Origin of the sequence: Arthrobacter nitrophenolicus, from assembly GCF_045833485.1 — a bacterium.
GTDB classification, from domain to species: Bacteria; Actinomycetota; Actinomycetes; order Actinomycetales; family Micrococcaceae; genus Arthrobacter; species Arthrobacter nitrophenolicus.
This window is the reverse complement of the sequence record NZ_CP174504.1, coordinates 947,962-971,365: the sequence shown is the minus strand read 5'-3', so window position 1 is coordinate 971,365 and position 23,404 is coordinate 947,962. Positions and strand designations below refer to the sequence as shown.

Sequence of the window (23,404 nt, the reverse complement as noted above, 5' to 3'; positions counted from 1 at the left end):
CTTCCGGTTTTTTCTTCCCGAAAGTGTTGAGTCGTCATATGTGGAAAGGGCCAACTGCAGGCTCAACCACCGGGCTGTTGGGTTTCGACGAGGCTCAACCAGCGGCTGTTGGGTTTCGACGGGCTCAACCACCGGAAAAGCGAAAAGGCCGCCCCGGAGGGCGGCCTTTTGACTGGTTTTGCCTAGCGGGAGCGCTGGCGGAGGCGCTGCATGTCCAGGATGACGACGGCGCGGGCTTCCAGGCGGAGCCAGCCGCGCTGGACGAATTCTGCGAGGGCCTTGTTGACGGTTTCGCGGGAGGCGCCCACCAGCTGGGCCAGCTCTTCCTGCGTGAGTTCGTGGGCTACCAGGACGCCGTCGGTGGCGGGGCGGCCGAAGCGGTCGGCCAGGTCCAGCAGGGCCTTGGCAACACGGCCCGGAACGTCGGAGAAGACGAGGTCGGAGAGGGAGTCGTTGGTGCGGCGCAGGCGGCGGGCCAGGGCCTGCAACAGCTGGGCCGAAACCTCGGGACGGGTGCGCAGCAGGTTGTTCAGGCTCTCGTTCTTCAGGCCTGCCAGCCGCGTTTCGGAGACGGCGGTGGCCGTGGCGGTGCGCGGGGAGGGGTCAAACAGGGCCATTTCGCCGAACAGTTCGCCCGGGCCCAGGATCGCGAGGAGGGATTCGCGGCCGTCGGGGGAGGTGCGGCCGAGCTTTACCTTGCCGGAGACGATGAAGTAGAGCTGGTCACCCTGGTCGCCCTCGCGGAAGACCGAGGCGCCGCGGGAGAGGTCCACCTCGGTGAGCTCGTCCGTCAGCAGCCGGAATGCGTCGTCGTCAAGCGTGGCGAAAAGTGGTGCTCGGCGCAGTACCTCGATGTCCATGAAATCTCCTGAGTAAAAGTATCGGCTGTGGCGCTTTTGCCATTGTTTCAGAATTTTCAAGGTTCTGTGACGAACTTGGCACCCGATCCGCCGTGATGACGGGCTCATTGCGTCCGCAGCCGCCCCCAGAAGATTGTCAGGGTGCGCCATTAGAATGAGGTTTCAACTGTTTATAAGGAGCCCTTCGTGGTCGGCTTGACTGTCCTGGACCTGATCCTGATCCTGGCGCTGCTGTCCTACCTGGTCTACGGCCTGCGTAACGGCTTCCTGGTCACGGCAGGCGGCATCGCCGGTTTCGCCGCCGGCGCCGTCGCCGCATTCTTCGCCGTACCCCTCGTCAGCGGCTTTGTTGAGGACTCCGGCTGGCGGCTCACAGCCATCGTGGCGGCCGCCGTCGTCCTTGTGGTCCTGGGACACGGCCTGGGAACCATGGTGGGGCGGCAGATCCGGGGTGCCATGCGGATCCGGCCGCTGCGCGCCGTGGACCGGGTGGTTGGCGGCGCCGTGAATGTCGTGGTGTCAGCGCTGGTCATGTCCATGCTGGCGTTCAGCATCAGTTCGCTGGGTGTCCCGCTGGTGTCCCAGCAGCTGGCCGAGTCCAAGGTCATCCGCTTCATCGACGGGCTGACCCCCACGCCGGTCAAGGCCACCATGGCGGAGCTGCGCTCCGCGGTGATCGGCAACGGGATTCCCACCCTCATCGAAGGGCTGGAACAGGGGCCCGTCGTCCCGGTGCCCAACGGGAGCACTGACACGCCTGCCCTCAACCGGGCGGCAGAATCCGTCCTTCGGATCGCCGGGACCGCCTACGAATGCGGCCAGAACCAGACCGGCTCGGGGTTTGTGGTCTCCGAGGACAGGGTGGTCACCAACGCCCACGTGGTGGCGGGCGTGTCGCAGCCCGTGGTGGAAATGCCCGACGGCGGCGCCATGCCGGGGCGGGTTGTCTACTTTGACACCAAGCATGACATCGCCGTGCTGGCCGTGGAGGACCTGCCGGCGCAGCCGCTGCCCCTGAGCGCCGACCTTCCCGGCGGCAGCCCGGCCGCGTTCGCTGGCTACCCCCACGGTGGACCGTTCCAGTCCAAGCCTGCCACCGTGCAGGACATCACCACCGTGCTGGTCCCTGACATCTACGGCGGCAACGCCACGCCTGAGGAGATCTACCGGCTGGCCGGCGACGTGCAGCCGGGCAACTCCGGTGGACCGCTGCTCACTACCGGGGGTGCGGTGGCCGGCGTCATCTTCGCCAAGGCAACGTCGGACACGGACATGGGGTTCGCCATCACCATGGACGACCTCAACCCGGTGGCTGCGCAGGCCCCCGCGCTGACTGCACCCGTTTCGTCGGGGCAGTGCATCCAGAAATGACGGCCCGCCGGAGCCGACCGGCTAGAGGACCTCGGCCAGGTAGTCGATGGCCAGCCGGTACCCGGTGACACCTGCTCCGACAATCACGGCGGAGCACACGGGGGACAGGTAGGAGTGGTGCCGGAATTCCTCGCGCTGGTGCACGTTGGTGATGTGCACCTCGACGGCCGGAAGCTGCACGGCGGCGAGGGCGTCGCGAAGCGCCACGGACGTGTGCGTGAAGGCGCCGGCGTTGATGACGATGCCGGCGGCGTTTCCGCGGGCGGCGTGGATGGTGTCCAGAAGGACGCCCTCATGGTTTGACTGCACGCACTCCACCACGAAGCCGTGGGCCTTTGCTGCCGACGCAGCCAGGTCCTCCACGTCGGTAAGGGTGGAGGTGCCGTACTTTTCCGGCTCCCGCGTGCCCAGCAGGTTGAGGTTGGGGCCGTTGATTACCAGGATGGTGCCGCGGCCGATATCGGCGGAGGAAGCTTCAGTCATGGGTGCCAATCTATCGCCCGCCAAGTACAGGGCGTGCATTCTTACGCAGGAGGGCAGGGCTTCGACGGGCTCAACCACCGGTCCGATCAGTTGTTGTAGCCGTTGGGGTTGTTTTTTTGCCAGCGCCAGTGGTATTCGCACATTTCGTCGATGGTTTTGGTGGTGGACCAGTGGAGGTCGGCGAGGGCGGAGGTGGCGTCTGCCCAGAAGGCGGGCAGGTCTCCGGCGCGGCGGGTGGTGATTTCGTAGGGGATGGGTTTGCCGACTGCTTTTTCGAAGGAGTGCAGGACTTCCAGGACGGAGGTGCCTTTGCCGGAGCCGAGGTTCCAGCGGAAGACGCCGGCGCGGGCTGTGACGTGGTCCAGGGCTGCGACGTGGCCTTGAGCGAGGTCGACGACGTGGATGTAGTCGCGCAGGCAGGTCCCGTCGGGGGTGTCGTAGTCGCCGCCGAAGACCAGAAGTTTTTCTCGTCGGCCGACGGCGACCTGGGCGATGAACGGGACGAGGTTGTTGGGGATGCCCTGGGGGTCTTCGCCGATCCGGCCCGAGGGGTGGGCGCCGACGGGGTTGAAGTAGCGCAGCAGTGCTATGTGCCAGCGGGGGTCTGCGGCGCCGAGGTCGGAGAGGATGTCTTCGATTTGTTCTTTGGTGCGGCCGTAGGGGTTGTTGGCGCCGATTTCCATTTTTTCGACGTAGGGGATGGGGTTGTGTTCGCCGTAGACGGTGGCGGAGGAGCTGAAGACGATGGAGCGGACGTCGTGCCGGTCCATGACGCGGATCAGGTTCAGGGTGCCGACCAGGTTGTTGTAGTAGTACTTCAGCGGTTCCTGGACTGATTCGCCGACGGCTTTGAGGCCGGCGAAGTGGATGACGGCGTCGATGGCGCTGCCGGCGAAGACGCGTTCGACGGCGGCTTCGTCCACCAGGTCCACGTGGTGGAACTCGGTGGCCTTGCCGCTGAGTTCGGCCACCCGGCGCAGGGACTCTTCGCTGGAGTTGGCCAGGTTGTCGATGACCACCACGTCATGGCCGGCTTCCTGCAGGGACAGAACAGTGTGGGAACCGATGTAACCGGTGCCCCCGGTGACCAGAATGCGCATGGACTTTCCTTGGATTGGACGAAGGCTGCCCCTCCGGCCAGTGCTGGAGGGCACCGGACCGGCGGGGCAGCCGCGGAGGCTAGAGCGCCGTGAACTTCAGCAGCAGCGCGTGTTCCGGGTTGAGGATGGGCATCGGGAGTCCCACCTCGGCCAGGAACTTGCCGCCGGCGGTCGCGCCCCCGGCGAGCCAGGCCGGCGGCTGGGTTTGCGTGAACGTGTGGCTGTAGTCGGCGTCGCCAGCGGTGGGGAAGACAGCCTGCACCCGGTAGGTCCGCTCCGGATCCAGGCCGGGAATGCCAATCCGCCCCGGCGCCTCCGCCGCGGAGGTGCGGGTGCTCACCAGGGCGAACACCGCCGCCGTCGTCCCTGCCGCGGCAGGGGAGCCGGCCACCACGCCGTGCAGCAGCAGCGAGTCGTCGGCCACGTCCGCGTGTACGCGGCGGCCGCTGTGGATCAGGTCCCGGTGCTCCTTGTACAGGGCCACCAGGCGCCGGAGTTCCTCGCGGTCCTTGCCCTGCACGCCGCGGACGTCCCACTCCATGCCGAAGTGGCCGAACAGCGCGGTGATGGCGCGGAAGGACAGGTCATGGGTGCGGGCGGTGGTGTGGGATGCGGTGGGCCCGATGTGGCTGCCCACCAGTTCCGGCGGGACCACGGCGCCGGTCCAGCGCTGGATGGTCTGCCGCTCCAGGGCGTCGTTGCAGTCCGACCCCCAGATCCGGTCCGTCCGTTCCAGGATGCCCAGGTCCACGCGCGCCCCACCGGAGGAGCAGGATTCAATTTCGACGCCGGGATGCGCCTTGCGGAGCTCGTCGAACAGCCGGTAGGCGGCCAGGGTCTGTTCGTGGACGGATGAGCGTCCCCCGTGGCCGTGCTCCAGCAGGTCGCGGTTCTGGTCCCACTTCAGGTAGCTGATGTTGTTGCCGGCCAGGAGCGCGTCGATGCGGTCGTAGATGTACTGCCAGGCCTCGGGGTTCACCAGGTCGATGACGTGCTGGTTGCGCCACTCCAGGGGCAGCCGGCCGCCGTCCTTGTGTGCCAGGGCGGACGGGCCCACGATCCAGTCCGGATGTGCCCGGGCGACGTCCGAGTCAAGGTTGACCATCTCCGGTTCCACCCACAGGCCGAATTCCATGCCGCGGGATGTGACGGCATCGATGAGCGGGGTGAGCCCGTTGGGCCACAGGGTTTCGTCCACGTACCAGTCGCCCAGGCCCGCATGGTCGTCGCGGCGGCCGCGGAACCAGCCGTCGTCGAGCACGAAGCGTTCCACGCCCAGGTCCGCCGCGGAATCAGCCAGCTCGATCAGGGTCTCCAGGTTGTGGTCGAAGTACACGGCCTCCCAGGTGTTGAGCACCACGGGGCGCGCCTTTCCGGCAGGCAGGCCGGTGGCGGCGGCAGGCAGCACGTGGTGCGGCCGGGCCCGGAACCAGCTGTAGAACGCCTCGGTGATGCCGTCCAGGCCGCGGTCTGAGTAGGCCGCGAACAGGGCTGGGGTGGTGTAGCTGCCGCCCGGGGCGAGGATGACCTCGGCAGGACCCAGGAGCTCTGAGCCGCCGATCATGGTGCGGCCGTCGCCGAGGGTATCCGCGAACTGTTCGTGGTTGCCGCTCCAGGCCAGGTGCGTTGCCCACACTTTTCCGTGACGGTTGCCGAAGCCGGCGGTTCCGGCGGCAAACAGGAGGGAGGAATCGTGTCCGGTCCGGCCGTGCCGGCCGGTGCGGACCCAGGTGCCCTGCTGGATGGGCCGGCGCTGCGGGTGCCGTTCCCGGCACCAGCGGCCGGTCAGGTCCAGGAGTTCGACGGCGTCCGGCGCCACCGGCAGGACGGTTGCCAGTTCGTCCACCTGGAAGGGGGCAGTGCCGTCATTGATGACGGTGTGGCGCAGTTCCAGCAGGCCGCCGTCGTGAAGCGTCAGCGAGGATTCGACGCTGATGCCTGTGTCGCCGTCGGCCTGGATGATTGTGGCGCTGGTGCCGTCAGCCGTCACCGACGTGGTGCGGAGGCGGGAGGAGAAGTCGAGTCCGGCGGCGCCGTCGGTGATCCGGTGGCCGCGCAGCCCCGGCCGGCCGCGCCAGGATGAGGAGGCCTGGGGCAGCAGGCCGGCGGGGACGCGGGCGTCGATGGCCGAGTGCGGGACGGGTGCGGTGAGGATGGCCAGGTCCGGCAGCGTGGCGCCCAGGTCCGCGCCCCAGTGGATGACCTCAGCCTCCCCGCTGTCGAAGCTGATCACCAGGCTGGTGCCGGCGGAACGGAGGTGCAGGGGATCCATAAGGGAAGTCTCTTTCGTTGCTGTGCTGCGGCGTCCGGGGGACGCCTGGTAAAAGTCTGGAGAGGGGGTCCGGGCGCCGCCGTCGCGAGGAAGGAACGGCGGCACCCGGCGGGGTGGCTGCGACCACATACGCAGCCACGGCTGGGGAGCGTTACTTGAACAGGGCGTTGACCTGCTCATTCGCGGCGGTCAGGGAGCTGGCCGGCGCCTTGCCGGAGACCACGGCGTCCATGGCGGGTTCCATGATGCCCTTGACCTTGGCCGTGTTGTCCGTGATGGGGTACAGGAACGTGGTCTTGTTCTTGACGTGCTCGGTGAACGCGGACACGTCGACGCCCTTTGCAGCGAAGGCTTCGGCGGCCTTGTCGGAGGAGGCCTTCAGGGCCGGGAACACCACGGCCTGGGAGGCCACCACGTCCTGGCACTCGGCGGAGGCGAGGTACTCAACCCACTTGATGGAGGCGTCCTTTTTCTTAGTGCCGGCCCAGATGGAATCGGCCAGGCCGTTGAACATGGAGGCGCGCTCGCCTTCGGGGCCCACGGGGGTGGGGGCGATGCCCACCTCGATGCCCTTGTAGCCGGTGTACTGCCCGATCATCCAGGAACCGTGCGCGTTGATGGCGGACTTGCCGGCAGCGAAGGTGTCGGCCATGCTGGCGCCGACGGTGGTTTCGAGCTTGGGCATGTAGCCCTTGTCCGCGAGTCCGGCGAACCATTCCATGGAGGACTGGAACTTGGGATCGTCGTAGTTGTACTTGGTGCCCCACGGGTTCTTGTCCGTGTGGGACCAGCCGGTGGTGTTGGTGAGGTAGCTCCACTCGGTCTGGCCGGAGGAGTCACCGCCGCCGTTGAGGCCAAGGCCGTAGACGTCAACGTTGTTCTTGTCGAAGCCGGGCTCGTCACCGCGCTTGCCGTTCTTGTCCACGGTCAGGTGCGCGATCACCTTTTCGTAGGTTCCGCCGTCCTCGGGGTTCCAGGTGAGCTCCTTCATCTGCTCCTCGGTGATGCCGGCCGCAGCGAGCATGGCCTTGTTATAGAAGAGTCCGATGGTGTCCCAGTCCTTGGGCAGGCCGTAACGCTTCCCGTCCTGGCCCACCCACAGCTCGGCGAGGCCTTCGTTGTAGGCGCTGAGGTCCACGCCGTCCTTCTCCACGGCCTCATCGATGGCCAGCAGCTGCTTGTTCTCGGCAAGCTCGCCGTAGCGGCCCAGGTGGTTGGTGAAGACGTCAGGTGCGGTGCCGCCCACAAAGCCGTTGGTGAGGGTGGACCAGTAGTCGTCCCAGCCGCGCTGGGTGATCTTGACCGTAATGTCCGGGTTGGCCTTGGTGAAGTCGTCCGCGCACTGCTGGTAGGCCGGAAGCTGGTTGGCGTCCCACAGCCAGTAGCTGATCTCGCCCTTGGCGGATTCGGCGGAGCCGCCGTTTCCGCAGGCGGAGAGGGCCAGGACTGCGGCAGCGGCAGCAGCGAGGGTGCCGAGTGCTTTCTTTTTCATGACAGGTCCTTTCGGGGGTGCTTTGCGGGCAGGCCGCCATGGCGTGCCCTCAAATCGGGGGATGGGTGCGGGGATTACTTGATGCCGGAGAAGCCGATGGAGTTGACGATCTTTTTGCCGAAGGCGGCGAAGAGGATCAGGACGGGCAGCGCCGAGATGAGGGTGGCGGCCATCAGGCCGGACCAGTCGGGGGCGCCCTGCGGGGATTGCGATTTGAAGACGCCCAGTCCCACCTGGAGGACGCGGACGTCGTCCTGGGAGCCCACCAGCAGCGGCCAGAAGTATTCGTTCCACTGTCCGATGAACGTGAGCAGGGCAAGGGTGGCGATGGGGGCTGCGGCGTTCGGCAGCACGATCTGGAAGAAGATGCGAAGGTGCTTGGCGCCGTCGAGCATTGCCGCCTCTTCCACCTCGCGGGACATGTTCAGGAAGAACTGGCGCAGGAAGAAGATGGCAAAGGGAGTCATGAACACGTAGGGCAGGACCATTCCGAGCATGGTGTTGAGCAGGTCCAGGTTCTTGATGAGCAGGAAGTTGGGCAGCGCCGTGAAGATCGGCGGGACCAGCATGGTGCCCAGGAACAGGCTGAAGACGGCGTTCCGGCCTTTCCAGCGGAGCCGGGCGAAGGCGTAGGCGGCCATCGCGCTGAAGAAGACGGCACCGGCTGTGGTGATCGAAGAGAAGATGAGCGAGTTGCGGAGGTAAAGCCAGAAATCGATGGCGGCGCCGGAGCCGCCCTCTGCCACGGCCTCGGCCGGTGTCTGCAGCCCGAAGACCCGCAGGAAGGCGCCGAACGTGAAGTCCGCCGGCAGCAGGCTGGCAGAGGCCGAAGCCAGGGCACTGTTGGTGGACAGTGCGGTGCGCAGGACCCAGAGGAAGGGGAGCACCGAGACGGCGATGGCAAGGATCAGGAGTGCCCAGGCGCCGGCGCGGCGGGGATTGAACGGACGACGGCGGCGGGCCGGCTTGGCCAGCGGGGCGCGGCTTGCGGTGGTGGTCATGCGGGACTCCTTAGTCCAGGTCCGACTCGTTGCCCTTGAGGAACTTCATCTGGATGAAGGCCACGAGGGCGAGGATGAGGAAAAGAATGACGGCGATGGCGGATCCGTAGCCGAAGTCGGATTCCGTGAAGGCGCGCTGGTAGATGTAGTACTGGATGACGCGGGTGGCGTTGACCGGCCCGCCTTGGGTGGTCACGGCCACCGTGTCGAAGACCTGGAAGGAACCGATCACGGTCACCACCAGCACCAGGACCAGCACCGGGCGCAGCAGCGGGATGGTGATCTTGCGGAACGTCTGCCATGCTGACGCGCCGTCCAGTTTGGCCACCTCGTAGACGTGCCCGGGGATGGCCTGGAGGCCGGCGAAGATCAGCAGCGCGGTGTACCCCATGTGGCGCCAGGTGTTGATCAGGGCCTGGGTGGGGATGGCCCACTCCTCGCTGCCGAAGAATGCGATGCGGGACATGCCGGTCCATTCGATGAACTGGTTCACCACGCCGATCTGGTAGTCGAGCATCCAGAACCAGAGCAGGGCCGCGATGACGTTGGACATCAGGTACGGCAGCAGCAGCGCGCCGCGGATCAGCGTGGACTTGGCCACGTTGTGCATCAGCAGTGCCAGGCCGAGGGCCAGCGCCGTCTGCAGGGCGATGTTCAGCAGGACGTACTGGCCGGTGACGGCGAGCGAGTTCCAGAACAGCGGGTCCTTGGCAATGGCCTGGTAGTTCTCCATGCCGATCCATTCCGGATCGCCCAGGATGTTGTATTCGGTGAAGCTGAGGTAGATCCCGCGGATGGTGGGGACCAGGTAGAAGAAAACAAACCCGATCAATGCCGGTGCGATGAAGAACAGGGCGATCTTCACGTCGCTGTGCCCGGTCCTGCGGCGGAGCGTGCGTGTCAGGCCGTGCTCCCGTGAACCGGGGTTCCTGGTAAGGGTGGTCATCGTCGACCCTTCCTGAGATGTGATGTGTGTAACAACCTGGGAGCAAATCTACACGAGTAGATACGAGGTCCGCAAGAGGTGTTTTTCTCTCGCCAGCTTCTCGCTTTCATCCATCGGTTCGATATTGACTCGAGTAGATGGGGGTGAAACACTGCCATGAGGGGCGGGAAACGCTTACGGAGCCGTGCCCGTCCGTGGCGCGGACCTCCCGCCCGGATCCAGGCGCATGGCGAAAGGCTGACAATGACGTTCTCGATAGGCATCGTGGGAGCCGGCCAGTTCGGCGGGCAGTTCGCGCACCTGTTCAACCTGCACCCCGGAGTCAGCAGCGTGTACGTGGTGGACCAGCTGCCCGAGCGGGCGGCCGGGGCAGCGGACCAGCTGGGCCTGGCCGGTGTCCTGCGGGACTTCGATGAGCTGCTGGCTTCCGACGTCGATGCGGTGGGCATCTTCACCCAGCGCTGGACCCATGGGCCGCTGGTGGAACGGGCACTCCGGGCCGGCAAGCATGTCTACTCCGCAGTGCCCATGGCCGTGACCGAAGAGGAGATCAGCCGCATCATCGATGCCGTCCGCGAGACGGGAAACGTCTACATGATGGGGGAGACCAGCTACTACAACCCCGCAACCGTCTACGCCCGCAGCGAGCACGCCGCCGGCAGGTTCGGCCGGATCTTCTACACCGAGGGTGACTATGTCCACGACATGGACCTGGGCTTCTACGACGCCTACCGGTACAGCGGCGGCGAACGCTGGAAGGAAACTGCCAGCTACCCGCCCATGCTCTACCCCACCCATGCGGTGGGCGGAGTGCTGGGAGCCATTGCAGCCCACGCCGTCAGCGTGAGCTGCGTGGGGGTTCAGGACGACAGGAACGACGGCGTCTTTGACAAGGGCGTCAGCATGTTCGGAAACGACTTCTCCAACGCCACCGCCCTGTTCGAAATGAGCGACGGCGGGGTCATGCGCACCAACGAAATGCGGCGCGTCGGGTACCCCTCGCACATCCGCGAATCCCGCTTCCGCTTCTTCGGCACCGAAGCAAGCCTGGAACAGCTGGCCAGGGTAACCGTCTGGCAGGACAAGCAGGACGTCCACGACATTTCGGACCAGATGCAGACCCGGCCCAGCATTCCCCTCGATGACCCCTCGTTGGCGAACGTGGCTCCATTGCTGCGGGACGCGTTCGTCTCGGGCCTGGCTCCGGTCCACGACAGCAGCCGCCTGCCGGCTGAATTCCGCGGCGCCCCCAACGGACACGAGGGCAGCCACCATTTCCTGGTTGACGACTTCGTCACGGCCGTCAACAAGGGAACCCTGCCGCCCGTCAATGCCTGGGTGGCAGCCCGCTTCACCATGCCCGGCATCGTGGCCCACCAGTCGGCCCTGCGGAACGGCGAACGGCTCCCCATCCGTGACTTCGGCGATGCGCCGGGTACCTGTAGTTAGCATGGACAGCATGACTTCCCCGGCAGTACAGGCACCGCGTGGCGGCCCCGTGACGCGCAAGGACGTGGCGCGGTACGCCGGCGTCAGCACCGCCGTCGTCAGTTACGTCGTCAACGGCGGACCCAAAAAAGTGGCCCCCGCAACGGAAGCCAAGGTGCAGGACGCCATCCGGGTCCTTGGCTACCGGCCCAACGCGGCGGCGCGCGCGCTCAAGCTGGGGTCCAGCGAGACGCTTGGCCTGATCATCCCGGACAACACCAACCCGTTCTTCTCGCTCTTTGCCCATGCCGTGGAGGACGCCGCCGCAGCCTTGGGCTATGCCCTGGTTCTTAGCAACTCGGACGGGAACCTGGCCAAGGAACGGAGGAACATCCGTAACCTGGCCGCCAGGCAGGTGGATGGCGTGCTGCTGGCCAGTGTCCTCTTCGACCCGGATCTTGAAGCACTCGAGACGGCTGAGATTCCGGCCGTACTCCTGAACCAGGAACATGATGCGCCGGGCTTCAACAGCATCGGTGTGGATCTTGCAGCGGGCGCCCGGATTGCGGTGGAACACCTCATCGGCCATGGCCATACCAACATCGGCCTGGCAATGGGTACCAACGTGTCCGGCAGCCTCGACGGCCGTGAGGTGGGCTGGCGCCAGGCGTTGCAGGAGGCTGGACTGCAGGAAGGGCCCATTGCCTACAACGGATTCACCTGGCCCGGAGGCTACCTTGCCGGGCAGCGCCTGCTGGCGTCCGTGAACCGGCCGACGGCAATCTTTGCCACCTCCGATACGCAGGCGGTGGGTCTTTTGCGGGCAATCCATGAGGCAGGAGTGGCTGTCCCCGGAGACATTGCCGTGGTGTCCTTTGACGGTTCCATTGAATCGGAATACTCGTGGCCGCCGCTGACTACGGTGGAACAGCCTGTTGCCGCCATGGCGGAGGCGGCCGTTGCGGCGCTCGTGGGCGCCAGGCGCGGCGAAAAGCCCCGGCACCGGATCTTTCCCACGAAGCTTCTGGTGCGGCAGTCCTGCGGCTGCCCCTGAGCGGCGCAGCCCTCGTTAAAGCAATCCACCACCTCCGCAGGCAGCGGAAGTGGTGGATTGCCTTTGTTGGTACCGGCCGGTTACAGGCGGGAAGTTATTCCTTGACCGGGATTGCCTGAGACTTCAGGGATTCGATGGTCTTCTTCTCGCCGTTCTTGAGGGCATCCAGGAGCGTGCCCTCGCCGCCGGACGCCTTGCCGAATCCGTCAGAGACATCCGTGTAGGTCTGGGTCATGGTCGGGCCCCAAGTGAAGTTGGGATCCACATTGGAGGACGCCTCGGCAAACACGTCATAGATCTTCTGGCCGCCGAAGTAGTCAACGCCGCTGGTGAAGGCGTCAAGTTCCGTAGCCGACTTGGCCGCCGGGTAAAGGCCGCCCAATTCGTTGGCCAGGGCCAGGGCTTCAGGATCGGTGTTCAGCCACAAGGCAAACTTCGCTGCCTCGTAGGGGTGTTCGGAGCCCTTAAGGACAGCAGTGGAGGAGCCGCCCCAGTTGCCTGCGGCCTTGCCGCCGTCTTCCCACTGGGGCATGGGGGCAACGGCCCACTTGCCGGCGGTATCCGGGGCGCCGCTGGCCAGGGTTGACGCGCCCCAGACGGCGGAAACCCAGGTCCACTGCTGGCCCTCGTTGAAGGAGGCGTTCCACTCATCCGAGAACGAGGGAAGTGTTGACACCTGGCCCTTGTCCAGCAGGTCCTGCCAGTAGTTGGCCACCTTCTCGGACTCCTGGCCGGTCAGGTTGACGTCCCACTGGTCGTTGTCGGATGAGAACCACTGCCCGCCGGCCTGCCAGACGTTACCGGCGAACCAGTTGACGTCGCTGCGGGGAAAGTTGGTGATGTAGGAGCCGCGGGCTTTGATCTGCTCAGCGGCGGCGGCGTACTCGTCCCAGGTTGTGGGCACCTCGATGCCGGCCTCCTTAAACAGGTCTGCCCGGTAGAACATCGCCATGGGACCGCTGTCCTGCGGGATTGCGTAGACGGAGTCTTCCTCACCGAAGGTGACCTGGCCCCAGGTCCAGTCAACGAACTTGTCCTTGGCATCGGCCACTCCCTCGCAGGCGGCGATGTTTTCCAGGCCGTCCTGAACGCGGAAGTTGGGCAGGGCATCGTATTCAATCTGGCCGAGGTCAGGTGCGTTGCCTGCCTGCAACTGGTTGAAGAAGTTCTGGTAGGTGCCGGAGTTGCCGTTGGGGCCTGTCTGCACCTTGACCTGGATGTTTTCGTTTTCCTTGTTCCACAGGTCGACTACCTTCTCCATGCCGGGAACCCAGGTGGTGAAGGTCAGTTCAACGGGACCGGAAGCCGGTTCGCAGGATCCGGTGGCCTCGGCGTCCGTCGTGCCCCCGCCGCCGGAGCAGCCGGCGAGGGCCAGCGCTGAAACAATGGCAAAGGCTGCAGTGGCTTTTCCGTAATGCGCGCGCATTTCTTTTCCTATCAATGGGGTGGTGTACCGCGGCGGGCGCCGCGGGACGATGTGGATGGGGGGAGTGGCTATTTGACGCTTCCGGCGCCCAGCCCGCTGCTCCAGAAGCGTTGAAGCCCAAGGAACGTGGCGATCAGGGGGAGGATCGAAACGAGTGCGCCGACGATCACCAGGACGCGGAGCTCGGGTATCTGGCTGATCTGGCTGTTCCACGCGTACAGTCCAAGCGTGACCGGGAACAGTGTCTGGTCGCGGAGCATGATCAGGGGCAGGAAGAAGTTATTCCAGATTGCGACGAACTGGAAAAGGAAGATGGTCACGAGCGCCGGAGCCATCAGGCGGGTGGATACGGTGAAAAAGGTCCGGACTTCCGATGAACCATCGAGGCGGGCCGCCTCCAGCAGTTCCGTGGGAACACTCGCCGCGGCATAGATGCGGGCAAGGTAGACGCCGAAGGGGCTGACCAGGCTGGGCAGGAAGACCGCCCACAGGGTATTGGTGAGTTTCACTTCGCTGAAGATCAGGAACAGGGGCAGTGCCAGGGCCGTTGCGGGAACAAGCACCCCGCTGAGGACGATGTTGAAGATCGCCTCCCGGCCGCGGAACTCGTACTTTGCCAGGGCGTACCCGCACATGGCGGCGATGACGGTGCCGACGAGCGCGCCCAGCCCTGCGTAGAGTGCGCTGTTGGCAAGCCAGCGGCCGAAGACGCCGTCACCGTAGGTGAAGAGGCTCCCCAGGTTCGCGAAGAATGTGGGGATGGAGTCCATGGTGAACCACAGCGGTGCCGTGCCGGTGATCTGCCCGCCGGTCTTGGTGGAGGACACCAGCAGCCACCAGATGGGAATCAGGAAGTACAGGGTGAAGACGCCCATGATGAGCATCGCGGCGCTGCGGGACATGATGCTGTGCCGTGGTCCGCGGCCGGTACTTGAAGCCGGGGCGGACCCGCCGGCAGTTGTGATCGCCGTTGTTGCAGTCACTGGGAAACCTTCCGCTGGGTCGCCTTCAGGAAGACGAAGGAAAGAACGAACGTCGCCAGCGCCAGCACCACGGAGAACGCTGCGGCGAGGTTGTAGTTCGGTACCGATGCGGTGGTGTACACCGCGAGGTTCGGGGTGAACGTGCTGCTGATCGCCGAGCTGAAGCTGCGCAGCGTCTGGGGCTCGGCCAGCAGCTGCAGCGTGCCGATGATCGAGAACACGCCGGTGAGGATAATGGCCGGGACCACCAGCGGGATCTTGATCCGCCAGGCGATCTGCAGGTTGCTGGCACCGTCCAGGCGTGCCGCCTCATAGATCTCCGTGGGGATCGCCAGCAGGGACGAATAGATGATCAGCATGTTGTAGCCGACATAGACCCAGGTGACGATGTTCGCCACGGCCCAGAGCACCAGTTCGGCTGACAGGAAGTTCACTCCGGAGGTAATGGCTTCGAAGGGGGAGAGCGAGGGGGAGTACAGGAAGCCCCACATGATGGCGGCGATGACACCGGGGACGGCGTAGGGCGCGAAGAAGGCGAGCCGGAAGAACTTCTTTCCCTTCAGCAGGGGTGAGTCAAGCAGCAGGGCGAAGATCAGGGCGAGCCCGAGCATGATGGGCACCTGGACCACGCCGAAGAGGAGCACGCGTCCTACCGCCTGCCAGAATTCGCTGTTCTGGAATACCTGCTGGTACTGGACGAACCCGCCGAATACCTGCTGCGGAGGGCCGAAGGTCCCTTTGCGCTCCACCGTGAGCAGCGACTGCACCACGGCGAAGATGATGGGAACGGCATAGAAGGCAAGGAACAGGACGCCGAACGGCGCCACGAACAGGAGGATGGCCCGGCGGTGCGGTGATGCGGTCCTGGGTTTCCGGGTCTTCGGCGCCCCCTGGGCCGTTGCCGGAGCAGTGTTTGTACTGGTCACTTTCATTTATCCTTTTGGCCGGTGCTTGGGCCGGTTGGGGGTGTTGGGTTGGAGGTGCGGACAACGCGCACAGCGCCCGCGGGAACGACGACGGCGGACGAGACTTCTTCGCCCACAAGGAGTTCATAGCCGCGCGCCGGATGTTTGTGCTCGTCTGCTGAATGATTGATCAGGAACAGGTAGCTGTGCTTCGTTCCGGACCGGACCACAACCTCAAGGCCTTCGGGACAGGCCAGGGCCTCCATTCCTGCCTCCGCCGCCGCCTCGCTGACCACCTCGCGCAGTGCGGCGGCGGTGAGTACCGTTCCGATGTACCAGGCGTGGCCGGCGCCGTGGCGGTTGCGGGTGACGGCAGGGGAGCCGGCCAGGTGTCCCTCGGCGAAGGACAGCTTTGCTTCGGCGCCTTCAAGGCGCATGGCTTCGGTCCAGAGGGAGGCTGTGGTGCCGTTGTCCAGGGCCCTGGTCTGCCCGGGGGGCAGCGGGTAGAACTCCTCGGCGCGGATGCCGAGCAGGTTCCGGAATGCTCCGGGGTAGCCGCCGGTGAGCACCTTTTCGTTTTCATCGACAATGCCGCTGAAATAGGTGACGACGGCGGTTCCGCCGTTCTTCACGTAGTCGGCCAGTGCGGCGGACTCGGTGTCGCGGACGAGGTAGAGGCCGGGCACGACGGCGAGCTTGTAGCCCGAGAGGTCGGCGCCGGGGGCCACCACGTCCACCGTGATGCCCGCTTCCCGCAGTGCCTTGTGCATGCCGTGGACCTGGTCGAGGTACTTCACGTCCGAGGACGGGTGGGATTCCTGGTCATAGGCCCACCATGCCTCCCAGCTGAACACCAGGGCGGCCTCCGCTTTCACGGTGGTCCCGGCCACCTCAGCCAGTGTTTCGAGGATGCCGCCCAGTTCCACCACCTCACGCCAGATGCGGGAGTCCGTCCCTGCATGGGGAAGCATCGCGGAGTGGAATTTTTCACTGCCCTGCACTGAAGCCCGCCACTGGAAAAAGCAGAGCCCGTCGGCTCCCCGGGCGACATGCGCCAGCGAATTGCGGAGCATTTCCCCGGGTTCCTTGGCAATGTTGCGGGGCTGCCAGTTCACGGCCGAGGTGGAGTGTTCCATCAGCAGCCACGGCTGTCCCTGGCTGAGGCCGCGGGTAGCGTCGGCAGCAAAGGCCAGCTCGGCCGTGGGATCGTCAAGCCGGTGGTCCAGGTAGTGGTCATTCGCGATGACGTCCATATGCGGCGCCCAGGACCAGTAGTCCTGGCTGCGGATGTGCGCGGTGACCATGAAGTTGGTGGTGACCGGAATACTGCTGTGCTGCCTGAGGAGGTCAGCCTCGGCCTGGTAGTAGCCAAGGAGTTCGTCGGAGCTGAAGCGGTGGAAATCGAGCACCTGGGTGGGGTTGTTGGTGGAGACGGTGGTCCGCGGCGGGAGGACCTGTTCCCAGGCCGAGTACCGCTGGGACCAGAACGTGGTGCCCCAGGCACTGTTGAGCGCGTCCAGGCTGCCATAGCGGGCAACGAGCCAACTGCGGAAGGCGGCGGCGGAAACGTCGCAGTAGCAGAGCGCGTTATGGCACCCCAACTCATTTGAGACGTGCCACAGCCGGACGGCAGGATGGGCGCCGTAGCGGCGGACCACTTCGCCCACCAGCCGGAGGGCGTGTTCCCTGTACCGCGGTGAACTGGGGCACCACGCCTGGCGTCCGCCGGGCCATGCGCGGACTCCCGAGGCTGACTCGGGAAGGATTTCCGGGTGGAGGGTGGTCAGCCAGGCGGGGGTGGAGGACGTGCCGGTGCCAAGGTTGACACCGATGCCGCTGGCGTGGAGCAGGCCCAGGATCTCGTCCAGACGCTCAAACGAGTATGTTCCGGGGGAGCTTTCAAGTTCTGCCCAGCCGAAGATATTGACGGCCACCAGGTTCACGCCGGCCTGCTTCATCAGCCGGACGTCTTCCTCCCACACGGTCCTGTCCCACTGCTCCGGGTTGTAATCGCAGCCGTAGACAAATTTTCCGTTGCCGGACAGTTCCGTGACCGGTGTTCTGCTGGGACCCAACCCTGCTCCTTCGACTCGCAGCAGCGTGCAAGCCGAGGATGTGTCTCAGGGTCCTGGACGCTGTTGTCTGTATCTCTGTGAACGTTCCCAGAAGACCGCGCATAACTGTGAGCTGCGCAATCTGGGAACGTTCACAGGCTATCCCGGAGGGTGGCCGGTGTCAATGGCTGAGTTGCGGAACACGGGTGCCTCCGCTCCGCTACAGTACAAATATGTCCTTGACCCGCACCCGTGCCCGCCGTGCCACCATCAACGATGTGGCGCGCGCCGCGGGGCTTTCAAGGGGGACTGTCTCGCGGGTGGTCAACGGCGAAAAGTACGTCTCCGAAGAGGCCCGGCAGGCGGTGGAGGAAGCGATCGCGCAAGTGGGTTACGTCCGCAACAGCGCCGCCCGGAACCTGGTTAAGCAGGAGTCCCGGGCCATTGGCCTGATCATCCACGAGCCGCACTCCCTGCTTTTTGAGGACCCGAATATCGGGTCGATCCTGCTGGGGGCCAATGAGGTTCTTTCCAAGGCTGACTATCAGCTGGTTTCCCTCATCATCGATTCCGACCGGGACAGCCGCCGTGTGGCGGATTACCTCCGCGGCGGACTTGTTGACGGGGCGGTCATCATTTCTGCCCGCGCCTCTGACCCTATCGCTGCCGCGGTTGCCGAGATTGGGCTGCCGGCGGCCTTCGTGGGCCATCCGGACGGGACACCTGACCTGCCGTACGCTGCCATCAACAACGAGGAAGCCGCACGCAACATCACCGGCAGGCTGCTGGGCACGGGGCGGCAGCGGGTGGGCATGATCGCCAGTGCGCTGGACCGCGATTCCGGCCAGGACCGGCTTGCGGGGTTCCGGGCGGCGATGGGCGGGAAGTTCGACCCCGCACTGGTTGTTGAGTACCCGCTGTACACCTATGCCGCCGGGCTGGAGGGCATGCAGGAACTGCTCCGCCGGGAGCCTGCGATTGATGGGGTCTTCGCTGCCTCGGACGCCGTGGCCGCGGGCGCCATGACGGCCCTGCAGGAAGCCGGCAGGCGGGTGCCGGAAGACGTCGGCATTGTCGGGTTCGATGACAGCAGTTGGGCCCTGCGGTGCAGGCCGCAGCTCTCCACGGTCCGCCAACCCGCGGATCTCCTGGGGAGTACGGCTGCAGAACTCGTACTTGCGCAGCTTAACGGGCTTCCGGGCACCCCTCGTGTCCTGGACACCACCATCATGTGGCGTGGCTCGGCCTGACGGCCGGGCGGAGCGCTCGGGTCAAGGACCAGCCGCTAGGCGGGAACGACGACCCGAAGCTTGGTGGTCTCACCCAGGATGCGGCGGGCATCGGCACCCAGGCCCGCATCGCTGATGACCTCATCCACGTCGTCGAGTGCGGCGATGGAGCTGATGCCCAGCATGCCCCACTTGGTGTGGTCGGCCAGGACCACTGTCCTGCGGGCTGCGGCCACGAAAGCGCGGTCCGTCTCCGCTTCGAGAAGGTTGGGCGTGGTGAACCCGGCCTGGGCGTCCATGCCGTGGACGCCCAGAAAAAGGATATCCAGGTGCAGCTGTTTCAGCGCGCCGGTGGCGATGGGACCCACCAGGGCATCCGAGGGCGTGCGCTCGCCGCCGATCAGGATCACCGTGGACGCGTAGCGCGCCGAACCGGAGGAGGCCGCGTGGTGGAACAGGTCGGCGATCCGCACGGAATTGGTCACCACCGTGATCCGGGGGCCGCCGGCGAGTTCCTTGGCCAGCGCCCAGGTGGTGGTACCTGCGCTCAGGCCCACCGCCATGCCTTCCTGCACCAGTCCTGCGGCCTCCACGGCGATGGCCCGCTTCTCAGCGGTCAGCTGCGTGGACTTCTGTTCGAAACCTGGCTCGTACGCGCTGGCATCGCCCGGCAGCTTGGCACCGCCGTGGATGCGCTCCAGCTTGCCGCCCTCCTCCAGCTGCTCAATATCGCGCCGCACGGTCATGAGGGACACGCCAAGCTGCTGGGCAAGGTCCGACACCCGAACCACCCGTTCGCGCTGGACGGCGTCCACGATGGCCTGGTGACGTGCAGCGGGAAGCATCTGGGCGAATCCTTCGGGGGCAGGGGGACTGGTCTGCTCCCAGCATACGGCGGCGGCGCCTCCCCGCTGCGGGGAAGCGCCGCCGCCGTCGTCCTACTTGCGGAGGCTCGCCGCGATCTGCTGCATGATCGTGGGGTCCGAGAGGGTGGTGGCGTCGCCGGGGTCGCGGCCTTCGGCGACGTCCTTAAGGAGCCGGCGCATGATTTTGCCGGAGCGGGTCTTGGGCAGTTCCGGGACCACCAGGATGTTCTTCGGCTTGGCGATGGGCCCGATTTCCTTGCCGACGTGGTTGCGGAGTTCGGTCACGATGTCCTCGCCGGTGTCCACGGCGTCGCCGCGGAGGATGACGAACGCCACCACGGCCTGGCCGGTGGTTTCGTCGGCGGCGCCCACGACGGCGGCTTCGGCCACGGCGGGGTGGGAGACCAAGGCGGACTCGATCTCCGTGGTGGAGAGCCGGTGCCCGGAGACGTTCATGACATCGTCCACGCGGCCGAGGAGCCAGACGTCGCCGTCTTCGTCTTTTTTGGCGCCGTCGCCAGCGAAGTACATGGTCTCGAAGCGGGACCAGTAGGTGTCCTTGAACCGTTCGGGGTCGCCCCAGATGCCGCGGAGCATCGCGGGCCAGGGTTCGCGGATCACAAGGAATCCGCCGTGCCCGTTGGGCACGGATTCGCCCATTTCATCGACGACGTCCACGGCGATGCCGGGCAGCGGGACCTGCGCGGAGCCGGGCTTGGCAGCGGTGACACCGGGCAGCGGGGCGATCATCTGGGCGCCGGTTTCGGTCTGCCACCAGGTGTCCACGATCGGTGCCTTGCCGCCGCCGATGACCTCCCGGTACCACATCCACGCCTCGGGGTTGATGGGTTCACCCACGGAACCGAGGACGCGCAGGGAGCTCAGGTCGTACTTGTCCGGGATCTCCCGGCCCCACTTCATGAAGGTGCGGATCGCGGTGGGGGCGGTGTAGAGGATGGAGACCTTGTACTTTTCCACGATCTCCCACCAGCGGCCCTGGTGCGGGGAGTCCGGGGTGCCCTCGTACATGACCTGCGTGGCGCCGTTGATGAGCGGGGCGTAGGTGACGTAGGAGTGGCCGGTGACCCAGCCGACGTCGGCGGTGCACCAGTACACGTCCGTGTCCGGGTGCAGGTCGAACACGGCCTTGTGCGTGTAGGCGGTCTGGGTGAGGTACCCGCCGGTGGTGTGCAGAATGCCCTTGGGCTTGCCGGTGGTCCCGGAGGTGTAGAGGATGAACAGCGGGTGCTCGGAATCATGCCCGACGGCGGTGTGCTCGTTCGAGGCGGCGTCCACGGTGTCCGCCCACCAGTGGTCCCGGCCCTCGGTCCAGTCCACGTCCTGGCCGTTGCGCTTGACCACCACCACGTTCTGCACGTTGTGCCCGGCCTTGGACAGCGCCTCGTCCACCGCCGGCTTCAACGCGCTGGGCTTGCCCCGGCGGTAAGTACCGTCGGCCGTGACAACGAGCTTGGCCTCCGCGTCATCGATCCGGGAACGCAGCGCGTCGGCGGAGAACCCGCCGAACACCACCGAATGCACGGCCCCGATCCGGGCGCACGCCAGGAGGGTGATGACAGCCTCGGGGATCATCGGCAGGTACACGGCCACCCGGTCGCCCTTGGCCACGCCGAGGGACTCGAACGCGTTCGCTGCCTTCTTGACCTCCTCGGTCAGCTCGGCATAAGTGTAGGAGCGGGTGTCGCCCGGTTCGCCCTCGAAGTGGATGGCAACCCTGTCGCCCCGGCCCGCTTCGACGTGCCGGTCCAGCGCGTTGTACGCGGCGTTGACTTCCCCGCCCACGAACCATTTGGCGAAGGGCGGGTTTGACCAGTCCAGCGCCTGGTCGAAGTCCCTGCTCCAGGTGAGCAGCTCCCGTGCCTGCTTCGCCCAGAAAGCCGGCCGGTCGGCGTCGGCCTCCCGGTACTCCCCAGCGGTCACAACCGCGTTGGCCGCGAACTCCGGCGACGGCGGAAAGGCCCGCGTCTCATGGAGCAGGTTTTCGAACGCGTCACCATGCTGGGCTTCCTGTCCTGCGGGGCCGGCAGGAACGGTGGCCGTGGAGCTTGAAGTGTCCTGGGACATGTGAACCTCATCATTCATCGATCTTCGCTGGCGGCATGACCGCCGGCCGGGCTCCGCCCCGTACACGGCATCGGGCACCGGCCCGTCACGGACATACCGCAAAGAGCTGTTCCGGAATCAAGACTAATGCTTGCCCGCGCCGGTATGTGTGCCGTGTCACAAGCCAGCCCGCGAGCGGCATTTATTAAGCGGTGAATGGTCTGCCGCACGGTCTTTCGAACGTCCCGGGCGTCCCCCCTCAGCTAGTGATCAGCCCGGCTGTTGACTAGGCTGAAATGGAATTGTGACTTCACTTCGGGCCGCTGCGGCCGGGCGCTACCAGTGCCGGGCAGCAGCGGATCCGGTGTTACGACGGGACGGTACCGGGGCCTCGCCCCGGTACCGCCACGCTAAGGAGAACAGATGAACCAGCAGAGCTACGGCCAGAAAACAGGCCCCGACACCGCGGCAGCCGCCGGTGCCGAAGGGCCCGCCACCGGAGCCGGCCCGCAGCCGGCGGCCGCTGGCAAGGGCAGCCGCGCAAGCCTTTCCAAGGATGCCAACCAGGCAGTGCTGGGGCCGTTCACCGTGCGGGACCTGGCCGTCTTCGCCGGCACCCTCATCCTGTTCATCGCCTCCCTGCTGCCCATCTTCGGCGGCCGGTACAACCTGTGGAACCTGAACAACCTGTTCTTCCTGGGGCTCGGGATCATCCTTCCCCTGATCGCCAGTGCCCTCTTCGCCGCGCGCCGGCTCGCGCCCGCCACCAGGATCCGCGTCGGTTCCCTGTCCATCGACCAGTTCGGCTCCGTGGTGGCCTGCTTCGCCGTCGCCTTCTTCTTCCTGTCCGTCGCAGGCGCCTATGTGCCAAGCCTGCTTGTGGGCCTGATCGGCTCCCTGGTCCTCTTCGCGGCAACCGTGCTGGGCCGCTTCCTGCCGTATCTCAAGGGTGATTTCCAGGGCCGCGCCGAAGCGCCGGCCCACGTGGTGGCCCGTGAAGCCGCTGTCCCGGTCCAGAAGCCGCGTGCACCCAAGGAACCCAGGCCGGAGTCCGCTGCCAAGCCCGGCCCGGGGAAGCTGCTCGGTGCCGCCGGCGGCAAGCTCTTCGGCGGCGCGGGTGCCGGATCCTCGGCTGTCCCGCCGCGGTCAACCGACCACGCGCCTGCCACCGACCACGCGCCCGCAACCGCCGCCGTCCCGTCTGTTTCCGCGCACCATTCCCCGGCCACCGCGGCCGTGCCCGCCACCGGTCCCGCGCCGGCAGGCGCCCCCGCGGCAGGCACGCCCGTGTCCACGGCTCCCGAAGTCGCCGACCACGCTCCTGACATCGACGCCGGCCCGCCCACCCAGGCGGCCGACGTCGTGCGTCCCGCTGCGGCATCGGCCGAGGAGACCCGGTTCGGGCAGGTGCCCGCCGGTTCCGGGTCGTCTGTCACCGGCGGTGTGCCCGGCGGACATCACGACGCCGGTGCGCAGCCGGTTGCGTCCGGCGCTGCTGCCTCCGCGGCCCGGAGGACCTGGGAGCCGCCCGCAGCAACGGCTGTGCACCAGCAGATCCGCTCGGAGGAACCGATCGGGGCAACAGTGGACCCGTCGAGCCGGCACGACGAACTGGACGAGCAGCCCATCCACGAGGCGTTCTGGTTCGCCGTCGCCCAGCACCGCACCGCCTACGATCCGCGAACCGGCGCGCCGGCCTTCGTCATTGAGCCAGGCGGCTGGGTCCTTGCCCTTGAAGACCGCGGCCACGAATTCCTGGTCCAGCACACTGACGGGCGGCTGGGCGTCCTGCGGGACCTCACCAACATCGAGCGCGGCTAGGTCCCGTGGCCGTGCCCCGCGCCGCCAAGGCCGGCGGAAAGCCGGCGCC

The 23,404-nt window shown here is 66.2% G+C and carries 18 protein-coding genes; 5 read left to right on the top strand and 13 right to left on the bottom strand.

All coding sequences use genetic code 11. From position 1 onward, the window contains the following. Positions 1 to 182 precede the first annotated feature (182 nt). A complete protein-coding gene (locus ACJJV6_RS04555) occupies positions 183 to 860 on the bottom strand; it encodes a Crp/Fnr family transcriptional regulator (RefSeq protein WP_009359192.1) in 678 nt (225 codons plus the stop codon). 186 nt (positions 861 to 1,046) lie between these two features. On the opposite strand from ACJJV6_RS04555, the gene ACJJV6_RS04550 reads away from it, so the two are divergent. After that, the gene (locus ACJJV6_RS04550; RefSeq protein WP_407710042.1) at positions 1,047 to 2,231 is read left to right on the top strand and encodes a MarP family serine protease; all 1,185 of its coding nucleotides are present in this window, start codon (positions 1,047 to 1,049) and stop codon (positions 2,229 to 2,231) included. A gap of 21 nt (positions 2,232 to 2,252) precedes the next feature. Here the strand turns inward: ACJJV6_RS04550 and aroQ are convergent, their stop codons facing one another. From aroQ to ACJJV6_RS04520, 6 genes are all read right to left on the bottom strand, one after another. Then, on the bottom strand, positions 2,253 to 2,714 hold the full coding sequence (gene aroQ, locus ACJJV6_RS04545; RefSeq protein ID WP_407710041.1) for a type II 3-dehydroquinate dehydratase: 462 nt from the start codon (positions 2,712 to 2,714) through the stop codon (positions 2,253 to 2,255). An 86-nt stretch (positions 2,715 to 2,800) separates the two neighbouring features. Continuing rightward, positions 2,801 to 3,814, bottom strand: a complete 1,014-nt coding sequence (galE, locus tag ACJJV6_RS04540) for a UDP-glucose 4-epimerase GalE (protein ID WP_407710040.1) — start codon at positions 3,812 to 3,814, stop codon at positions 2,801 to 2,803. 79 nt (positions 3,815 to 3,893) lie between these two features. Then, positions 3,894 to 6,086, bottom strand: a complete 2,193-nt coding sequence (locus ACJJV6_RS04535; protein WP_407710039.1) for an alpha-galactosidase — start codon at positions 6,084 to 6,086, stop codon at positions 3,894 to 3,896. A 151-nt stretch (positions 6,087 to 6,237) separates the two neighbouring features. Continuing rightward, on the bottom strand, positions 6,238 to 7,578 hold the full coding sequence (locus ACJJV6_RS04530) for a sugar ABC transporter substrate-binding protein (protein ID WP_009359345.1): 1,341 nt from the start codon (positions 7,576 to 7,578) through the stop codon (positions 6,238 to 6,240). A gap of 74 nt (positions 7,579 to 7,652) precedes the next feature. Then, positions 7,653 to 8,579 carry a carbohydrate ABC transporter permease gene (locus tag ACJJV6_RS04525; RefSeq protein ID WP_009359346.1) on the bottom strand — a complete coding sequence of 309 codons (927 nt, stop codon included), beginning with the start codon at positions 8,577 to 8,579 and terminating at the stop codon, positions 7,653 to 7,655. Between the two features lie 10 nt (positions 8,580 to 8,589). Then, a complete protein-coding gene (locus tag ACJJV6_RS04520; RefSeq protein WP_009359347.1) occupies positions 8,590 to 9,525 on the bottom strand; it encodes a carbohydrate ABC transporter permease in 936 nt (311 codons plus the stop codon). Between the two features lie 243 nt (positions 9,526 to 9,768). On the opposite strand from ACJJV6_RS04520, the gene ACJJV6_RS04515 reads away from it, so the two are divergent. Together ACJJV6_RS04515 and ACJJV6_RS04510 are read left to right on the top strand one after the other, a co-directional pair. Next, positions 9,769 to 10,974 carry a Gfo/Idh/MocA family protein gene (locus ACJJV6_RS04515; RefSeq protein WP_407710038.1) on the top strand — a complete coding sequence of 402 codons (1,206 nt, stop codon included), beginning with the start codon at positions 9,769 to 9,771 and terminating at the stop codon, positions 10,972 to 10,974. A gap of 10 nt (positions 10,975 to 10,984) precedes the next feature. Continuing rightward, complete coding sequence (locus ACJJV6_RS04510) at positions 10,985 to 12,007, top strand: LacI family DNA-binding transcriptional regulator (RefSeq protein ID WP_009359349.1); 1,023 nt, start codon at positions 10,985 to 10,987, stop codon at positions 12,005 to 12,007. Positions 12,008 to 12,101: 94 nt separating this feature from the next. Here ACJJV6_RS04510 and ACJJV6_RS04505 read toward each other — a convergent pair whose 3' ends face one another. From ACJJV6_RS04505 to ACJJV6_RS04490, 4 genes are all read right to left on the bottom strand, one after another. Next, the gene (locus ACJJV6_RS04505) at positions 12,102 to 13,433 is read right to left on the bottom strand and encodes an ABC transporter substrate-binding protein (RefSeq protein ID WP_009359350.1); all 1,332 of its coding nucleotides are present in this window, start codon (positions 13,431 to 13,433) and stop codon (positions 12,102 to 12,104) included. Positions 13,434 to 13,501: 68 nt separating this feature from the next. After that, the gene (locus ACJJV6_RS04500; RefSeq protein ID WP_009359351.1) at positions 13,502 to 14,335 is read right to left on the bottom strand and encodes a carbohydrate ABC transporter permease; all 834 of its coding nucleotides are present in this window, start codon (positions 14,333 to 14,335) and stop codon (positions 13,502 to 13,504) included. A gap of 77 nt (positions 14,336 to 14,412) precedes the next feature. After that, positions 14,413 to 15,348 (bottom strand): carbohydrate ABC transporter permease, encoded by a 936-nt coding sequence (locus ACJJV6_RS04495; RefSeq protein ID WP_133348839.1) that lies wholly within the window; start codon positions 15,346 to 15,348, stop codon positions 14,413 to 14,415. Continuing rightward, positions 15,345 to 17,396, bottom strand: coding sequence for a beta-galactosidase (locus tag ACJJV6_RS04490; protein WP_009359352.1), 2,052 nt, complete (start codon positions 17,394 to 17,396; stop codon positions 15,345 to 15,347). Before ACJJV6_RS04490 ends, ACJJV6_RS04495 begins: the two co-directional genes overlap by 4 nt. Positions 17,397 to 17,608: 212 nt before the next feature. Between ACJJV6_RS04490 and ACJJV6_RS04485 the strand changes: the two genes are divergently transcribed. Continuing rightward, complete coding sequence (locus ACJJV6_RS04485) at positions 17,609 to 18,625, top strand: LacI family DNA-binding transcriptional regulator (RefSeq protein ID WP_035753784.1); 1,017 nt, start codon at positions 17,609 to 17,611, stop codon at positions 18,623 to 18,625. 35 nt (positions 18,626 to 18,660) lie between these two features. Here ACJJV6_RS04485 and ACJJV6_RS04480 read toward each other — a convergent pair whose 3' ends face one another. Together ACJJV6_RS04480 and acs are read right to left on the bottom strand one after the other, a co-directional pair. Continuing rightward, positions 18,661 to 19,449 (bottom strand): DeoR/GlpR family DNA-binding transcription regulator, encoded by a 789-nt coding sequence (locus ACJJV6_RS04480; RefSeq protein ID WP_009359354.1) that lies wholly within the window; start codon positions 19,447 to 19,449, stop codon positions 18,661 to 18,663. Between the two features lie 93 nt (positions 19,450 to 19,542). Next, positions 19,543 to 21,555, bottom strand: coding sequence for an acetate--CoA ligase (gene acs / locus ACJJV6_RS04475; RefSeq protein WP_407710037.1), 2,013 nt, complete (start codon positions 21,553 to 21,555; stop codon positions 19,543 to 19,545). A gap of 402 nt (positions 21,556 to 21,957) precedes the next feature. Between acs and ACJJV6_RS04470 the strand changes: the two genes are divergently transcribed. Beyond that, positions 21,958 to 23,355: a hypothetical protein gene (locus ACJJV6_RS04470; RefSeq protein ID WP_407710036.1), complete on the top strand. Its 1,398-nt coding sequence runs from the start codon at positions 21,958 to 21,960 to the stop codon at positions 23,353 to 23,355. Positions 23,356 to 23,404 lie beyond the last annotated feature (49 nt).

Excerpts from the sequence above, each read along its gene's own strand:
- ACJJV6_RS04525 (WP_009359346.1), bottom strand. The coding sequence starts at position 8,579 with ATGACCACCACCGCAAGCCGCGCCCCGCTGGCCAAGCCGGCCCGCCGC.
- ACJJV6_RS04515 (WP_407710038.1), top strand. The coding sequence starts at position 9,769 with ATGACGTTCTCGATAGGCATCGTGGGAGCCGGCCAGTTCGGCGGGCAG.
- ACJJV6_RS04520 (WP_009359347.1), bottom strand. The coding sequence starts at position 9,525 with ATGACCACCCTTACCAGGAACCCCGGTTCACGGGAGCACGGCCTGACA.
- galE (WP_407710040.1), bottom strand. The coding sequence starts at position 3,814 with ATGCGCATTCTGGTCACCGGGGGCACCGGTTACATCGGTTCCCACACT.
- ACJJV6_RS04480 (WP_009359354.1), bottom strand. The coding sequence starts at position 19,449 with ATGCTTCCCGCTGCACGTCACCAGGCCATCGTGGACGCCGTCCAGCGC.
- ACJJV6_RS04495 (WP_133348839.1), bottom strand. The coding sequence starts at position 15,348 with ATGAAAGTGACCAGTACAAACACTGCTCCGGCAACGGCCCAGGGGGCG.
- ACJJV6_RS04505 (WP_009359350.1), bottom strand. The coding sequence starts at position 13,433 with ATGCGCGCGCATTACGGAAAAGCCACTGCAGCCTTTGCCATTGTTTCA.
- acs (WP_407710037.1), bottom strand. The coding sequence starts at position 21,555 with ATGTCCCAGGACACTTCAAGCTCCACGGCCACCGTTCCTGCCGGCCCC.
- ACJJV6_RS04485 (WP_035753784.1), top strand. The coding sequence starts at position 17,609 with ATGTCCTTGACCCGCACCCGTGCCCGCCGTGCCACCATCAACGATGTG.
- ACJJV6_RS04470 (WP_407710036.1), top strand. The coding sequence starts at position 21,958 with ATGAACCAGCAGAGCTACGGCCAGAAAACAGGCCCCGACACCGCGGCA.
- aroQ (WP_407710041.1), bottom strand. The coding sequence starts at position 2,714 with ATGACTGAAGCTTCCTCCGCCGATATCGGCCGCGGCACCATCCTGGTA.
- ACJJV6_RS04535 (WP_407710039.1), bottom strand. The coding sequence starts at position 6,086 with ATGGATCCCCTGCACCTCCGTTCCGCCGGCACCAGCCTGGTGATCAGC.
- ACJJV6_RS04500 (WP_009359351.1), bottom strand. The coding sequence starts at position 14,335 with ATGTCCCGCAGCGCCGCGATGCTCATCATGGGCGTCTTCACCCTGTAC.
- ACJJV6_RS04510 (WP_009359349.1), top strand. The coding sequence starts at position 10,985 with ATGACTTCCCCGGCAGTACAGGCACCGCGTGGCGGCCCCGTGACGCGC.
- ACJJV6_RS04555 (WP_009359192.1), bottom strand. The coding sequence starts at position 860 with ATGGACATCGAGGTACTGCGCCGAGCACCACTTTTCGCCACGCTTGAC.
- ACJJV6_RS04530 (WP_009359345.1), bottom strand. The coding sequence starts at position 7,578 with ATGAAAAAGAAAGCACTCGGCACCCTCGCTGCTGCCGCTGCCGCAGTC.